Genomic DNA, 15,175 nt, shown 5'->3' with positions numbered 1-15,175 from the left:
GTGGTAAGACGGCGCCATGGACGACGATCGCCGGGTGTGGCCCCCCGGCTCCCGCGACCCGGAGCCGCCCTGGAACCCTCAGCTCAGGCGCACGGCGCGGCGATCGGACCCGGAGCCGCGGCCCGAGTCGCTGCCGCCGTCGGCCCGCCTGTACGGCGCCCCCGCCGCGCCGCGGAGGGCCGTCGGCCGGTGGCGTTCCAGGGTGGGGGCGGTGCTCGCGCTGGCGGTCGCGGGCGGGCTGGGGACCGGGCTCGTCGTGATGGCGCTGCGGCAGACCGTACCCGAACAGGCGCCGGCGGCGCGGCTGGTCGACGCGGCGGCCGGCGTCTCGATCCCGCTGCCCGAGGGGTGGCGGCAGGACCCCCTGCCGCCGGTGACGGGCTTCACGTCGGCCGCGCGCTCGGCGGGCGGGGCGCTGGTGATGGCGCGGCCCAGCGACCCGCCCGCCGCCGCCGGGTCGGCCCTGGCTCCCGCGGCGAAGGCGACCGCCGAGGCGGCCACGCTCTACGCGCGCCTGCTGCTGCACGGCGACACGGTGACCGTCGTCGATGACCGGCGCATCACCGTCGGCCCGTACGATGGGCACACGCGTTCGCTGCGCGCGGAGTACAAGGACGTGGTGAACCGACCGGCGTATCTTCGAGTGATGCTTCTCACGAAGCCGGGCAGCAGCGTGGTCGTCGTCGGCCTGCTGCAACCCGACGAAACCGCCAGCAGGCACGCGCTCGACGCGGTGATGACGAGCGTGCGACAAACCCCCTAGCACGCAGAGGTGAGCTTGGCCAGGATCCCCTTAGCACGGCACGTCCTGTCGGTGCCCCCGATTACCCTTGGGTCACTGTGAGAGAGCGAAGCACACGAGTCCCAGAGGTGATGGCGTGAGTACGTTCGCGGCATCCCACCTGTCGCCCTCCTATCCCGACCGGGCCGCATGGGGCACGGCGACCAAGCTGCGCGCGTGGCAGCAGGAGGCCTTCGACCTCTATTTCAGACGCGAGCCACGGGACTTCATGACCGTGGCGACCCCGGGGGCGGGCAAGACGACCTACGCGCTGCGCATCGCCAGCGAGCTGCTCGCGCAGAACGTGATCAGGGCGATCACCATCGTCACGCCGACCGAGCACCTGAAGCGTCAGTGGGCCGACGCCGCCGGGCGGGTCGGCATCGCGATCGACCCCGAGTTCAAGAACAGCCAGGGCACCACCTCCCGCGACTACACCGGTGTCGCGGTCACCTACGCCCAGGTCGCCATGCACCCCGCGCTCCACCGGGCCCGCACCGAGGCGCGCAAGACCCTCGTCATCTTCGACGAGGTCCACCACGCCGGTGACGCCAAGTCGTGGGGCGACGGCATCCGTGAGGCCTTCGAGCCCGCCACCCGGCGCCTGCACCTGACCGGCACGCCGTTCCGCTCCGACGACAGCCCGATCCCCTTCGTCGAGTACGCCGACGACGCCGAGGGCTTCAAGCGCAGCGTCTCCGACTACTCCTACGGCTACGGCCCTGCCCTCGCCGACGGCGTCGTCCGCCCCGTCATCTTCCTGGCCTACTCGGGCGAGATGAAGTGGCGGACCCGCGCGGGCGACGAGATCGCCGCCACGCTAGGCACCCCGCTGACCAAGGACCAGCTCTCCCAGGCCTGGCGGGCAGCCCTCGACCCGAAGGGCGACTGGATCCGGCAGGTCATGCAGGCCGCCGACCGCCGCCTGACCGAGGTACGGCGCGGCGTGCCCGACGCGGGCGGCCTGGTCATCGCCACCGACCATGAGGCGGCCCGCGCCTACGCCCGCCACCTGCGCAACATCACCGGCGAGGGCGCCACGGTCGTGCTCTCCGACGACCCAGGCGCGTCCAAGAAGATCAAGCAGTTCGCCGCCTCCCAGGACCGCTGGCTGGTCGCCGTCCGCATGGTCTCCGAGGGCGTCGACATCCCGCGCCTGTGCGTCGGCGTCTACGCCACCTCGACCTCCACCCCGCTGTTCTTCGCCCAGGCGGTCGGACGCTTCGTCCGGGCCCGCAAGCGCGGCGAGACCGCCTCGGTCTTCCTGCCCTCGGTGCCGACCCTCATGGGGCTGGCCAACGAGATGGAGGTCGAGCGCGACCACGTCCTCAACAAGCGCCCGCCGGAGGACGGCCTCGACGACAGCCTGCTCGACGACGCCAACCGCAGGAAGGACAGCCCCGACGTCCTCGGCGACGAGCTGCCGTTCGAGACGATGGAGACCTCGGCGACCTTCGACCGGGTGCTGTTCGACGGCGGCGAGTTCGGCACGGGCGCCGCGGTCGGCTCGGCCGAGGAGGAGGACTTCCTCGGCCTGCCGGGGCTGCTGGAGCCCGACCAGGTCGCCTCGCTGCTGCGCAAGCGCCAGGCCGACCAGCAGGCCGCCAAGCGGCGCGCGGCCAAGCCCGCCGAGCCGGAGCTGTCGCCCCACGAGCGGCTGGCCGAGCTGCGCAAGGAGCTCAACGGCCTGGTGGGTGCCTGGAACCACCGCACCGGGCAGCCCCACGGGGTGATCCACTCCGAGCTGCGCCGCTCGTGCGGCGGTCCGCCGATCGCGCAGGCGACGGGCGAGCAGGTGCAGGAGCGCATCGACAAGATCCGCCAGTGGGCGACGCAACGATCCCGCTGACCCGCTGACGACGAAGCGGCCACCAGGGTGCACCTGGTGGCCGCTTCGTCGTTGTGGCGCGGACGGCGAGGAGTCCGTGGCGCGGCCGTACGGACGCGCGGCGCGGAGCCTGCCGGGAGGGCGTCAGGGATCCTGCCGATCGGCGATGTCGCGTCCGGTGCGCCCGTCGACCGGCTGGTAGCGGGTGCGCTGCGGCACCTCGATGGCCATCCGCAGCCATGCCGTGTCGCCCGCGACGTGGACGGGGACGGTGCGCGCCCCCTTGGGCCGGCTGTCCCAGGGACCTTCGTGCACCCAGACCCGCAACTGGCCTCCCTTCGGGCGCAGGACGACCTTGGCGGTCTGGCACTCGTCGGGCCGCGCCGACCAGAACAGCTCCAGGCGCTGGTGGTCCCTGGCCAGCCGTGCCGTCTGCGGGACGGGCGCCCGCGCCGGGCACTGCGCCGCGATCGGCCGCGGGGGAGCGGGGACGTCGTGCGCGACGACGTCGGAAACCTCATGGCCGGGGCTCAGCACCACCGTCGCCCCCTCCAGCGCGGCCAGCGTGAGCAGGGCGCCGATCCTGGCCGTGACGCGGCCGCGGAAGACGATCCACAGGCACAGCGGCGACAGCACGAGCCAGGCGAGGCCGAGAGCGATGGACAGCATGGGACGTCCTCTACGCGTCGGGTGAGCTTGCTAGCTCTCCGTAGTAGCGCGGCAGCGGAGAGTTCTCATCGCCTTGACTATCACATCATCGGGCGGTTGCGCGCTGTCTACCCGGCGTGGCGTCAGCTGACCATCGGGGCGCCGCTCAGCACGGCGCCCGCGTCCTTCAGCTGTCCCAGCGCCGCCTGCGTGGTGTTCCTGGACACGCCCGCCGTCAGGCCCAGCAGCACCCGCACCGCCAGCCCGTGCTCGACCGCGTCGAGCGCCGTGGCGCGCACGCAGTGGTCGGTGGCGATGCCGACGACGTCGACCGCGTGCACGCCGCGCTCGGCCAGCCACGTGGCCAGCGGGACACCCGACTCGGAGGCGCCCTCGAAACCGCTGTAGGCCGCCGCGCCCGCGCCCTTGCTGAAGACCTCCTCCACCTTCGAGGTGTCGAAGCTGGGGTGGAAGTCGGCGCCGCTCGTGCCCGCGACGCAGTGCGGGGGCCAGGTGGTGGCGTAGTTGGGCTCGTCCGCGAAGTGGACCCCGGGGTCGACGTGGTAGTCGCGCGTGGCCACCACGTGGTCGTAACGATGCGCTGCGACGTGCTCGCTGATCGCCTTGGCGACTGCGGCGCCACCCTGCACCGGAAGGCTGCCGCCCTCGCAGAAGTCGTTCTGCACGTCCACGATGATCAATGCGGTGCTCACACTATCGAGCCTACTCACGACGTGCCGCTTCTGCCCGGGCGGCGGGGGCCTGTCCAGATCAGGGGGCTCAGGCGAACTCGGTCGGGATCGCCGCGTACCCCCTGCCGAGGTGCAGCGCCTCCAGCGGCAGCCGCGCGACGGCCCCGCGGTGCCGGTCGCGCGCCGCGTCCAACGGCTCCCTGCCGACGATCTCGCCGTCGCGCACCAGCTGGTGCAACAGCGCGACGCCGTCCTCCGGCGCCGAGCCGGAGGTGGTCACCAGCTCGGTCTCGTAGTGCCCGCGCTCGTCGAGCAGGCGGAAGGCATGCTTGCGCCCCCCGCGCGACGGCTTGCCGACCGACCGCTTGGCGACGGGCTCCAGCGTCCCCTCGGCCGTCTCCCTGGACACCATCTTGTAGACGAGCGCGGCCGTGGGCACGCCCGAGCCCGTCACGAGCGAGGTGCCCACGCCGTAGCCGTCGACGGGCGCCGCGGCGAGCGCCGCGATGGCGTACTCGTCGAGGTCGGAGGTGACCAGGATGCGGGTCTTGAAGGCGCCGAGCGCGTCGAGCTGCTCGCGCACCTCCTGCGCGGCCGCCGCCAGGTCGCCGGAGTCGATGCGGACCGCGCCGAGGTCGGTGCCCGCCAGCTCCACCGCCGTCCGCACGGCCTCGGCGACGTCATAGGTGTCGACCAGCAGCGTCGTGCCCTTGCCGAGCGAGGCGATCTGGGCCGCGAAGGCGGCCCGCTCGCTGTCGTGCAGCAGGGTGAAGGCGTGCGCGGCCGTGCCCCTGGTCGGGATGCCGTACTCCCGCCCCGCCATCAGGTTCGACGTCGAGGAGAACCCGGCGATGTAGGCCGCGCGCGCGGCGGCGACCGCGGCCCGCTCGTGCGTACGGCGGGAGCCCATCTCGATGAGCGGCCTGGTGCCCGCCGCGTTGGCCATGCGGGAGGCCGCGGAGGCGATCGCGCAGTCGTGGTTCAGGACGGACAGGATGAGCGTCTCGAGCACGACGGCCTCGGCGAAGGTGCCCTCCACGACCATGATCGGCGAGCCGGGGAAGTAGAGGTCGCCCTCGCGGTAGCCGTACACGCTCCCGGAAAATCGGTAATCGGCGAGAAACTCCAGAGTCGGCTCGTCCACGATGCCGTGCTCCCGGAGAAAGGTGAGTTCATCCTCACCGAAACGGAAGTGCTCGAGCTCATCCAGCACCCGGCCGGTGCCGGCGACCACCCCATACCGCCGTCCTCCGGGCAAATGGCGGGCGAACACTTCGAAGACCGCCCGCCGGCCCGCCGCCCCGCTCCGCAGGGCCGCCTGCAACATCGTCAGCTCATAGTGATCTGTAAGCAACGCAGTGCTCATGGTCATACTCACGAGTTCGAGACTACGGCCCAGATAGGGCAGACTCGGGGATGTGGGTAGCACCGCTCCAATCGCCGTCGAGCGTCCTTCAACGGACGTCCGGCCCGATCTGCCATGGGTCACGATCGTCTGGAACGACCCGGTCAACCTGATGTCCTATGTGACCTACGTGTTCCAGACCGTGTTCGGCTACTCCAAGACGAAGGCCGAGAAGCTCATGATGGACGTCCACCACAAGGGCAAGGCCGTCGTGTCGAGTGGCACGCGTGAAGAGATGGAACGCGATGTGCAGATTCTTCACTCCTACGGCCTGTGGGCGACACTCCAGTCGGACTCGCTCTCGTGAGGTGGTACGGGTGAGTTCGGGTTTCAGATCCCGCCACGGCGGCGGCGTCATCGCGCAGTTCGAGGCCGCCGAGGTCTCGATCCTGCGCTCGATGGTGACGCAGGTGCTCGGCCTGGTCACGCCCGGTCAGACCGGCGACGACCCGCTGGAGCGCGCGCTGGGCATCGGCGCGGCCGAGAAGCCCACCGATCCGGTGCTGGCCCGGCTGTTCCCCTCGGCGTACGCCGACGACGCCGCGGCGGGGGAGTTCCGCCGCTACACCGAGGCGACGTTGCGGGAGGGCAAGCGGGCCGACGCGCAGACCATGCTCGACACCGCCCGCCCCGGGCGCACGGAGCTCACGGCCGAGCAGGCGCAGGCGTGGCTGCGCTCCCTCAACGACCTACGGCTGGCGCTGGGCACGCGGCTGGAGGTGACGGAGGAGGTGCACGAGGAGATCGCCGCGATGTCGGAGGACGATCCCCGGTACCCGGCGTTCGTGACCTACGACTGGCTGACCTACCTCCAGGACACCCTCGTCCGCGCGCTCTGGTGACTCCCGTCCGCCTCCCGCCTTCCTGCTGCCCCGTCTCCCCTGTTTCCCGTCTGGCGGGATCGCGCGCCGGAGCGCCCCTCCGGGGTCGAGCAGCTCGTGACGGCCCGGGTAATCTCTGCAGCATGCTGACGATCTCGCAGGATCTTGTCGACAAGATCATTGCGCACGCCCGTGCCGATCACCCCGACGAGGCGTGCGGGGTGATCGCCGGTCGTGACGGCGTTCCTGAGCGGTTCGTCCCGATGGAGAACGCCGAGCGCTCACCCACCTTCTACCGCTTCGACTCGATCGAGCAGCTGAAGGTGTGGCGGGAGATGGACGACCGCGACGAGGAGCCCGTCGTGATCTACCACTCCCACACCTCCACCGAGGCCTATCCCTCGCGCACCGACGTGTCCTACGCCTCCGAGCCGAACGCGCACTACGTCCTCGTCTCGACCAGGGAGGAACTCGGCGACCAGCCCGAGCTCCGCTCGTACCGCATCGTCGACGGGGTGATCACCGAGGAAGAGGTGACCATCACGTGAGACGGCGAACCGTGGCGATCCGCGCCGTGGGTACACTGCTGTCCATGACGGTCCGGCCTGTGCAGAGCTTCCTCTTCGCGCACACTCCGTCCGTCGTCGTCTACGACTGTCGCTGACCGGCGGTTTCACGGAATCCCAGATCCCGCACCGGTGTTTGCCCGGTGGACGACGACTTGAACGAGGAGACTGACCCGCGATGGCCATCGAGGTTCGCATCCCGACCATCCTGCGCAACTACACCGACGGCGCCAAGGCCGTCGACGCCGAGGGCGCCACACTCGACGAGCTGATCAGCAACCTTGAGGCCCGGCACCCGGGCATCAAGGAGCGCCTGGTCGACCAGGGCGCGCTGCGCCGTTTCGTGAACGTGTACCTGAACGACGAGGACGTCCGCTTCCTCGGCGGGCTCGAGACGCCCGTCTCGGACGGCGACACCGTGACCGTGCTCCCGGCCGTCGCGGGCGGCTCGCGCTAACGCTCCGCGCCAGCCCGGTCGCCTCTCGCTCGCGTCGCACGGTCTCTTCCGGCCTGGTCCGGGCCGAACCGGCTCCGTCCCTCCCGATCCGGGCCGGAGGGCTCCGCCCGGCCGACCCGGTGGAACGACCGGTAGGCACACCTGAGGGAACGGCGCACCCCGCTGAGGCCCGTTCCCTCCGGGGGAAGCGCTCGGGCGGACCCTCCGGGGGAAGCGCTCGGGCGGCGGCCGGGTCAGGCCGTCAGGCCGTGCCGCCCGCTCCGGAGCCGGCACGCCGATCAGTCTCCCGAGCCGGCCCGGCCGCCGAGCCTCCCGGCCACGTCAGATCGGTGCGGGCCGGCCGTCCGATCCTGGTTGGTCGGCGCGGTCCGTGCGGTGCCGGACGACGGCCGGGGCGCCGCCCGGCGGGCGGACGCCGGAAGCCTCGTGGCACGATTCGTCATGTCACATCCAGATCCCTGTGAACGCCGAAGCGGAAGCCGTACACCATGCGCTTTGACTCCCTGATCGACTCGGTCGGTCGCACGCCGCTCGTGGGCCTGCCCAGGCTCTCGCCTTCCGACGACGTCCGGATCTGGGCCAAACTGGAGGATCGCAACCCCACGGGCTCGATCAAGGACCGTCCCGCCCTGTGGATGATCGAGCAGGCGGAGAAGGACGGCCTGCTCACCCCCGGCTGCACGATCCTGGAGCCCACCAGCGGCAACACCGGCATCTCGCTGGCCATGTCGGCCAAGCTGAAGGGCTACAGGCTGATCTGCGTCATGCCCGAGAACACCTCCGAGGAGCGCCGCCAGCTCCTCCGGATGTGGGGAGCGGAGATCATCTCCTCGCCCGCGGCGGGCGGCTCCAACGAGGCGGTCAGGAGAGCCAAGCAGCTCGCTGCCGAGAACCCCTCGTGGATCATGCTCTACCAGTACGGCAACCCGGCCAACTGGCGCTCCCACTACGAGTCGACGGGCCCCGAGATCCTCGAGGACCTGCCCACCGTGACGCACTTCGTCGCGGGACTCGGCACCACGGGCACGCTCATGGGCGTCGGCCGCTTCCTGCGCGAGCACGTGCCCGGCATCCAGATCGTGGCCGCCGAGCCGCGCTACGGCGAGCTCGTGTACGGCCTGCGCAACGTCGACGAGGGCTTCATCCCCGAGCTGTACGACGAGTCGGTGCTCACCACGCGGTTCTCCGTCGGCTCCGGTGACGCGCTGCGCCGTACCAGGGAACTGCTGGCCTCGGAGGGCATCTTCGCCGGGGTCTCGACCGGCGCGGCCCTGCACGCGGCGCTGGGGATGGCGGCCAAGGCGGTCAAGGCGGGGACGCGGGCCGACATCGTGTTCGTGGTGGCCGACGGCGGGTGGAAGTACCTGTCGACCGGGGCCTACGAGGGAACCCTCGACGAGGCGGAGAGCAGGCTCGAAGGCCAGCTCTGGGCCTGATCCCGGCCAGGGGGCTCGGCCCTGGCCGCGGTGCCCTCACGGCACCGGGTCACTCCGCCAAGCCCCGCTGGGCTCGGCGGTGGCGAGGGGGCAGGACAGCTTCGTACTGGTCGCAGACCCTGGGTGTCTAGCGCAGCTCGGACTCCAGCAGTCCCATCATGAGGAAGTCGTGACGCCTGCCCCTGCTGCGGAAGGCCTGCCTGCGCCTGCCCTCCTCGACGAAGCCCACCTTCTTGTACACGTGGACGGCGGCGGCGTTGTCGGCGACGACCCAGAGCATGATGCGGTGCAGGCCGATCTCCTCGAAGGCGTACCGGCAGATCACCCGCAGCGCGTCGGTGGCGTGGCCGCCGCCCCAGTGGTCGCGGTCGCCGATCGCGATGCTCTGCAGGGTGGCCTCGCCGTGCACGAAGTCGGTGTCGCCGAGCGCCAGGTACCCGATCAGCTTCTGCTCGGCGAGCGTCTCGATGCCCAGCAACATCTCCTCGAAGGTGTTGCGCGGCCGGTTCTCGCCCTTCTCCTCGCTCTGCGCGAGCGAGATGGGCGGCGAGCCGTCCATCCAGCGGCCGATCTCCGGGTCGTGGTACCAGCGCCACATGAGTTCGCTGTCGGCAGGCTCCAGGGCTCGCAGGCGTACGCGCTCTCCGGTCAGCATGGGGATGTGTCTCCCTCCCTAGGGGTTCGGCGGCCACACACCTATCGAGCCGGTCGGCCGGCGCGCAACGCATTTTCCGGGACATCGGTCATGCGGGGACGCGCGCCCGCCGGGCGGAGACGTCGCGACCACGGCACCCGGCGCCGCTCGGTACCGGTACGTCACCGCAGGTCGGGGGACGTCGGTCAGGCGTGACCGGTACGGTCCCCGGCCGGCGTCGCCTCTCCTTCGCAGATGTAGCATCGGCAGGAGTGGAGGCGATGTCGTGATCGCACTGGTGACCGGCGGGAATCGCGGGATCGGGCTGGAGGTCGGCAGGCAGCTCGCCGACCTGGGGCACACCGTCCTGCTCACCGCCCGTTCCCTGCAGGCGGCCACCGCCGCGGCGAGCCGGTTGGGGCCCGCGGCGCATCCGCTGCGGCTCGACGTCACCTCGCAGGAGGACACCGAGCGGGTGGCGGCTGAGATCGCCGACCGGTTCGGCCGCCTGGACGCGCTCATCAACAACGCCGCCATCACCTACGACACGTGGCAGCGAGCCGTCGACGCCGACCTGGACGTCGTCAGGGAGGCGGCCGAGACCAACCTGTACGGCCCGTGGCGGCTGGTCCAGGTCCTGCTGCCGCTGCTGCGCAAGAGCAGGCATCCCCGGATCGTGAACGTCTCCAGCGAGGCGGGGTCGCTGGCCGGCATGGGCGGCGGCACCCCCGCCTACACCGCCTCGAAGGTCGCGCTCAACGGCCTCACCAGGATGCTTGCCGGTGAGTTGCGGCCCGAGGGGATCCTGGTCAACGCGATCTGCCCGGGGTGGGTGGCCACCGACATGGGCGGGCCCGGTGGTCGTCCGGTCGTGGCGGGCGCGGCGGGCATCGTCTGGGCGGCCACGCTGCCCGACGACGGCCCGACGGGAGGCTTCTTCAGGGACGGCCGGCCGCTGCCCTGGTGACCGGGCGCCACGTGGGGCCGCCGCGGACGGATGGAACGAGAAGGGCCGCGCCCCGGGAGTCCCCGGGGCGCGGCCCTTTCGATCGTCGGCTCAGTTGAACAGGACGCGGAGCGAGAAGTCGGCCTCGCCGCCGCTCTGCTTGCCGCTGAAGCCCACCGCGCTGAAGACCTTGGCGTTGGCCTGGTCGTCGCCGGAGAGGCTGTTCAGGTACAGCGGCTCGATCTTGTCCACGTCGACGAACAGGGCGAAGGTCGCGCTGGAGGCGTCGGGGATCGCGTTCTTGAAGTTCTCGCTGTCGCCCAGCGCGCCGTCCTCCGACAGCAGCTTCGCGTACTCGGGCGTGGTCGCGAGGGTGAACGTGCCGTCGCCGGGGACCTTGGCGATCTGCGGCGCGGGCTGGCCCTGGTCGGTGAAGGCCTTCTCGATCTTCCCGATGACCTCCTGCGCCTTGGCCGGGTCAGTGACGATCTTGACGCCTGCCTTGGGCATGCCGCCCTGGTCGAGGTTGGCCAGGCCGTCGCCGTCGAGCGCGACGGTCAGGTTCTTGCCGAGCAGCGTCGCCAGGTCCGCGGGCAGCGTCAGGCCGTACTTCTGCTGGGCCATGTCCACGAACTGCTGGAAGCCGGCGCCCTCCTCGGTCGCGGCCAGGCTCGTCTGCAGCTCGCCCCACTGCTTGGTGATCGCCTCGTCCAAGCCGGAGATGGACAGCGCGCCCACGGTGGAGGCGGGCAGCGTGGACAGGTCGGCGGCCTGCGGGTCGCCGATCGCCATCGCCTCGGCGCCACGGACGATGCCGGCGAACTCGGCGTAGGCGGAGTCGAAGCGCAGGGCCGCGGCGAACCGGGCGTTCTTCATCTTCTCCAGCATCTGCTTCGACTGCTCGGGCAGCCCGGCCATGTCCGCCTCGGCGAACTCGACCATCTTCCCGAAGCTCATCCACGTCGACAGCACGCCGGGCTCGCCGAGCGCGTCGAGGTCGGAGCTGAAGTCGTCGCTCTCGGCGAGCGTGGGAGCCGCGGCGTACTTGTCGGCCGCCGCCTGGTCCTCGCTGAGGATCGCGTAGTCCTCGCGGAAGGCGATGCCGTACTTCTCGTCACCCATCAGCTTGGCGATGCCGGCCTTGGCCGCTTCCGCGTCCTTGACCTGGACGGCGAAGGCGATGCCGGGATCCTCGTCCTTGGCGGGCGGCGGGAGGACGGCGAGGCCGAGCCTGCTGCCGAGCCACGGGTCCACGTCCTTGGCGAAGTCGACGTCCTTCAGGTCGTCGCTGTCGGACTTGATCGCCTCGAACAGCGCCTTCCGCGGGTCGTCACCGGTGAACGTGTCCTTGGTGACGGTGAACTTCCTGGCCAGGTTGAACAGCGCGATCTTCTGGTTGGCGGCCGGGTCGAGGTCGATGCGGACATAGGCCATCGCGCCGCCGGGAAGCACCTCGTGCGGCTGCGTGCCGCCACCGCCGAGGAAGGAGGCGGCGGCCCAGACGCCGCCACCGCCGACGAGCACGACCAGAAGGGCCGCGATGCCCGCGATCAGCCAGCCCCTGCCACCCTTCTTGCCCGGCTGCGGCTGCGGCGGACCCCACCCTTCAGGGCCCTGCTGCTGCCATCCCGCCGACTCCTGCGGCGCCTGCTCGCCGTAGGAGAACTGCTGCGTCTGCTGGTACGGCTGCTGCTGCTGGCCATGGCCCGGCTGCTGCTGGCCATAGCCCAGCTGTCCATAGCCCTGCTGTCCAGGACTCTGCTGGCCGTAGCCGGGCTGCCCGTAGCCCTGCTGTCCCTGGCCGTACTGCGGTTGCTGGGGCTGCTGGGGCTGCTGCTGGTATGGCTGCTGCTGCTGGTAGTGCTGCTGGGGCGGGTAGGGCTGCTGCGGGTACGGCTGGCCGCCCTGCGGTTGTCCTTCGTTCCATCGGTAGGCCGTGGTCCGGTCCGGATCCTGGCCGCCAGGGGGAGTATTCGCCGACATCACTCAACTCACAATGTGGACTTATTGACCACAGAGAAGTTAGTGCATGTGACTAGAGAGCTGGTTGCAAAGTACTGAAACCGGAAGATTTGCCGCGCAGCCTAGACCCTGCTCAGTTCCTTGCGCAGCGCCGTGAGGTGTACTTCGCCGGTGTCGCTGGAGTCGACGGCGTCCCAGGGCACGAACGTGCAACCCGCGTAGACGACGCGGGCCAGCAGCTCCGACAGCCAGCCGAGACTGCCCTCCCGGTCCCTGGTCAGCCCGAGCATGACGGGAGCGCGATGCGCGGAGACCACGAGCCCCATCACGGTATGGCTGTGCATGGACTCGTCCCTGTTCCTGACCACGCGGACGTCGACCACGTAGCCGACCCACACGCCCCGGGCGTCCCAGACGGACTGGCCCATGAGTGCTGTCAAACCCACCATGATCCAACTCTTCCATCGAGAGGGCGTTTTCGCAGGTAGGCGCGCTGTGATCGGAATGTCGTAGAGTATGGAGCCACTAGAACTTAGTTCGGGAGAAGGTATGACCAAGTTCGACGAGGCGACGCAGGCGATCAGGATCGACGAGGGCGTCTACGACGTGTGCCTCGATCCCGGCTACTCCATCGGCGGCCCGCTCAACGGCGGATACCTGATGGCGGTGCTCCTGCGGGCCGCGGTGGACGCCTCGCCGCACGCGCACCCGGTCAGTACGGCCGTGCAGTTCCTGCGCGCGCCGCGTCCCGGGCCCGCCAAGGTGGTGGTGGAGCCGCTGAAAGCAGGAGGGACGGCGGCGTTCGCGCGGGTGAGGTTGGTCCAGGACGACGTCGCGCAGCTGGAATCACTGGTGACGACGGCCACCTTGACCGACGCCGAGCCGATATACGCGGATAAGTCGGTAATTGGGATGCCGGACATCGCGGAATGCGGCACGCTGCCCGATCCGAAGCCCGAGTCGGGGATGACGTTGAACGCGCAGCTGGAGATGCGCTTCGACCCGCCCACGATCGGATGGCTGCACGGCCGGCCCACAGGGCGTCCCGAGGCGCGCGCCTACTTCAGGATGGCCGAGCCGCAGGACCCCGACCCCTTCGTGCTCGCGCTGGCCGTGGACGCGCTGCCGCCCGTGGTGTTCTCGGCCGGGCAGCGAGGCTGGGCGCCGACCGTCGACCTCACCTGGCACCTGCGCGCGCTGCCCGCTCCCGGCTGGCTCACCCTGCTGGGCAGCGGACGGCTCGTCGCCGACGGGTGGTTCGACGAGGAGGTCGAGGTGTGGGACTCGGCCGGACGGCTGGTGGCGCAGTCACGCCAGCTGGCCCGGGTGGGACGCGGCTGACGCGACCCGCCGGGCGCCCTTGTGAGGATTCTTACGCTGTGGTGATCCCGCAGGTCGCCTACCCTCTGAAACGTGCCGGACGCGAGCATTGGAATCTTCGACAGCGGGGTAGGCGGCCTGACCGTCGCCAGGGCGATCATCGATCAGCTGCCCCACGAGTCCATCACCTACGTGGCCGACACGGCCCGCCAGCCGTACGGGCCGAAAAAGATCGCCGAACTACGCGGCTACGCGCTGGAGGTGATGGACCACCTCGTCGAGAACGACGTCAAGATGCTCGTCATCGCCTGCAACAGCGCCAGCGCCGCCGTGCTGCGCGACGCGCGTGAGCGCTACGACGTTCCCGTGGTCGAGGTGATCCAGCCGGCCACCAGGCGTGCCGTCAAGGCCACCCGCAACGGCAAGGTCGGCGTGATCGCGACGACCGCGACCATCGGGTCGATGGCCTACCAGGACGCCTTCGCCGCCGCCCCCGACGTCACCCTCACCAGCGTGGCCGCCCCGCGCCTGGTCGAGTACGTGGAGCGCGGCGAGACGATGAGCGACGAGCTCATCGAGGTCGTCCGCGGCTACCTGGCACCCGTCCAGGAGGCGGGGTGCGACACCCTCATCCTGGGCTGCACCCACTACCCGCTGCTGACCGGCGCCATCTCCTACGTCGCGGGCGACGACGTCACGCTCGTCTCCAGCGCGGAGGAGACGGCCAAGGACGTCTACCGGATCCTCCACGACCGCGGTCTCGCCAACGGTGCCACCTCCCCCCAGCACCGCTTCCGCGTGACCGGTGACTCCGCGCTCTTCGCCGAACTGGGCAGGCGCTTCCTCGGGCCCGAGATCCAGGCGGTCGAGCTGGCCGCTGTCGGGGGTAGCACCACCTCGAACGGGAGGTCCGCATGAAGGTGACGATCGTCGGATGCTCGGGGAGCTTTCCCGGACCCGACAGCCCAGCGTCCTGCTACCTGGTCGAGGCCGAGGGCTTCCGCCTGCTGCTCGACTTCGGCAGCGGCTCCCTGGGCCCGCTCCAGCGCCACATCGGCCTCTACGACATCGACGCCATCTGCCTGTCGCACCTGCACGCCGACCACTGCCTGGACATCTGCGGCTACCACGTGGTCCGCACCTACGGGCCGGGCGCGCCGTACCCGCGCATCCCGGTCTACGCGCCGCGCGACGCGCCCCGAAGGCTCGCCGCCGCCTACGGCATGCCGGAGGAGCCGGGCCTGGAGACCGCCTTCGAGTTCAGGCCGCTGGCGCCGGGACGGTTCGCGATCGGTCCCTTCGAAGTCACGGCGGGCCTGGTCAACCACCCCGTCGAGGCCTACGGCTTCCGCGTCGCGCACGCGGGTAGGACGCTGGCCTACTCCGGCGACACCGGCGAGTGCGCCGAACTGGTGAAGCTGGCTGACGGCGCCGACCTGCTGCTGTGCGAGGCGTCCTTCGTCGAACGCCCCGGCCTCACGCCCGACCTGCACATGACGGGGCGCCAGGCGGCCGAGCACGCGGCCAAGGCGAAGGCGGGCAGGCTCGTCCTGACCCACCTGGTTCCATGGAACGACAGCGCCACCGTGCTCGAGGAGGCCGCGCACGGCGGCTTCGGCGGACCGATCGAGCTGGCCCGCAGCGGCGCCGTCTACGACCTGACCTGAACGGTCAAGGGC

Annotated in this window: 17 protein-coding genes; 11 read left to right on the top strand and 6 right to left on the bottom strand. The window is 70.7% G+C overall.

What is annotated here, in order from left to right; translation table 11 throughout:
• The first annotated feature begins 16 nt into the window (after positions 1-16).
• On the top strand, positions 17-763 hold the full coding sequence (locus tag ACWDLG_RS30650; RefSeq protein WP_449926542.1) for a hypothetical protein: 747 nt from the start codon (positions 17-19) through the stop codon (positions 761-763).
• A 115-nt stretch (positions 764-878) separates the two neighbouring features.
• Entirely contained in the window at positions 879-2,630 is a 1,752-nt protein-coding gene (locus tag ACWDLG_RS30645; protein WP_354917369.1) for a DEAD/DEAH box helicase, read from the top strand.
• A 123-nt stretch (positions 2,631-2,753) separates the two neighbouring features.
• Here the strand turns inward: ACWDLG_RS30645 and ACWDLG_RS30640 are convergent, their stop codons facing one another.
• From ACWDLG_RS30640 to ACWDLG_RS30630, 3 genes are all read right to left on the bottom strand, one after another.
• Complete coding sequence (locus ACWDLG_RS30640) at positions 2,754-3,278, bottom strand: hypothetical protein (protein ID WP_449926538.1); 525 nt, start codon at positions 3,276-3,278, stop codon at positions 2,754-2,756.
• A 122-nt stretch (positions 3,279-3,400) separates the two neighbouring features.
• Positions 3,401-3,970, bottom strand: a complete 570-nt coding sequence (locus ACWDLG_RS30635) for a nicotinamidase (protein ID WP_354917376.1) — start codon at positions 3,968-3,970, stop codon at positions 3,401-3,403.
• Positions 3,971-4,037: 67 nt separating this feature from the next.
• Entirely contained in the window at positions 4,038-5,327 is a 1,290-nt protein-coding gene (locus ACWDLG_RS30630; RefSeq protein ID WP_449926535.1) for a nicotinate phosphoribosyltransferase, read from the bottom strand.
• Between the two features lie 40 nt (positions 5,328-5,367).
• Between ACWDLG_RS30630 and clpS the strand changes: the two genes are divergently transcribed.
• From clpS to ACWDLG_RS30605, 5 genes are all read left to right on the top strand, one after another.
• A complete protein-coding gene (clpS, locus tag ACWDLG_RS30625; RefSeq protein ID WP_354917382.1) occupies positions 5,368-5,661 on the top strand; it encodes an ATP-dependent Clp protease adapter ClpS in 294 nt (97 codons plus the stop codon).
• Between the two features lie 10 nt (positions 5,662-5,671).
• Complete coding sequence (locus tag ACWDLG_RS30620) at positions 5,672-6,196, top strand: DUF2017 domain-containing protein (protein ID WP_449926531.1); 525 nt, start codon at positions 5,672-5,674, stop codon at positions 6,194-6,196.
• A 122-nt stretch (positions 6,197-6,318) separates the two neighbouring features.
• Positions 6,319-6,723 (top strand): M67 family metallopeptidase, encoded by a 405-nt coding sequence (locus tag ACWDLG_RS30615; protein ID WP_354917387.1) that lies wholly within the window; start codon positions 6,319-6,321, stop codon positions 6,721-6,723.
• 196 nt (positions 6,724-6,919) lie between these two features.
• The gene (locus tag ACWDLG_RS30610) at positions 6,920-7,198 is read left to right on the top strand and encodes a MoaD/ThiS family protein (protein WP_449926527.1); all 279 of its coding nucleotides are present in this window, start codon (positions 6,920-6,922) and stop codon (positions 7,196-7,198) included.
• Positions 7,199-7,686: 488 nt separating this feature from the next.
• Complete coding sequence (locus ACWDLG_RS30605; RefSeq protein WP_449926524.1) at positions 7,687-8,634, top strand: PLP-dependent cysteine synthase family protein; 948 nt, start codon at positions 7,687-7,689, stop codon at positions 8,632-8,634.
• A 127-nt stretch (positions 8,635-8,761) separates the two neighbouring features.
• Here the strand turns inward: ACWDLG_RS30605 and ACWDLG_RS30600 are convergent, their stop codons facing one another.
• Complete coding sequence (locus tag ACWDLG_RS30600) at positions 8,762-9,289, bottom strand: GNAT family N-acetyltransferase (protein WP_449926521.1); 528 nt, start codon at positions 9,287-9,289, stop codon at positions 8,762-8,764.
• A gap of 265 nt (positions 9,290-9,554) precedes the next feature.
• Between ACWDLG_RS30600 and ACWDLG_RS30595 the strand changes: the two genes are divergently transcribed.
• The gene (locus ACWDLG_RS30595) at positions 9,555-10,235 is read left to right on the top strand and encodes an SDR family oxidoreductase (protein WP_449926518.1); all 681 of its coding nucleotides are present in this window, start codon (positions 9,555-9,557) and stop codon (positions 10,233-10,235) included.
• A 90-nt stretch (positions 10,236-10,325) separates the two neighbouring features.
• Here ACWDLG_RS30595 and ACWDLG_RS30590 read toward each other — a convergent pair whose 3' ends face one another.
• Positions 10,326-12,197 (bottom strand): DUF3352 domain-containing protein, encoded by a 1,872-nt coding sequence (locus ACWDLG_RS30590; RefSeq protein ID WP_449927071.1) that lies wholly within the window; start codon positions 12,195-12,197, stop codon positions 10,326-10,328.
• Between the two features lie 101 nt (positions 12,198-12,298).
• Positions 12,299-12,616 (bottom strand): hypothetical protein, encoded by a 318-nt coding sequence (locus ACWDLG_RS30585; RefSeq protein WP_449926515.1) that lies wholly within the window; start codon positions 12,614-12,616, stop codon positions 12,299-12,301.
• A gap of 109 nt (positions 12,617-12,725) precedes the next feature.
• Here ACWDLG_RS30585 and ACWDLG_RS30580 point away from each other — a divergent pair, with 109 nt between their 5' ends.
• From ACWDLG_RS30580 to ACWDLG_RS30570, 3 genes are all read left to right on the top strand, one after another.
• Positions 12,726-13,517, top strand: coding sequence for a thioesterase family protein (locus ACWDLG_RS30580; protein ID WP_449926512.1), 792 nt, complete (start codon positions 12,726-12,728; stop codon positions 13,515-13,517).
• Positions 13,518-13,589: 72 nt separating this feature from the next.
• On the top strand, positions 13,590-14,414 hold the full coding sequence (gene murI, locus ACWDLG_RS30575; protein WP_354917408.1) for a glutamate racemase: 825 nt from the start codon (positions 13,590-13,592) through the stop codon (positions 14,412-14,414).
• Positions 14,411-15,163, top strand: coding sequence for an MBL fold metallo-hydrolase (locus ACWDLG_RS30570; RefSeq protein ID WP_354917411.1), 753 nt, complete (start codon positions 14,411-14,413; stop codon positions 15,161-15,163). The genes murI and ACWDLG_RS30570 overlap by 4 nt, the downstream gene beginning before the upstream one ends.
• Positions 15,164-15,175 lie beyond the last annotated feature (12 nt).

The organism is Nonomuraea sp. NPDC003727 (assembly GCF_053586935.1).
Note: the sequence above shows the minus strand (reverse complement) of the source record. Positions and strands in the feature narration are given on the sequence as shown.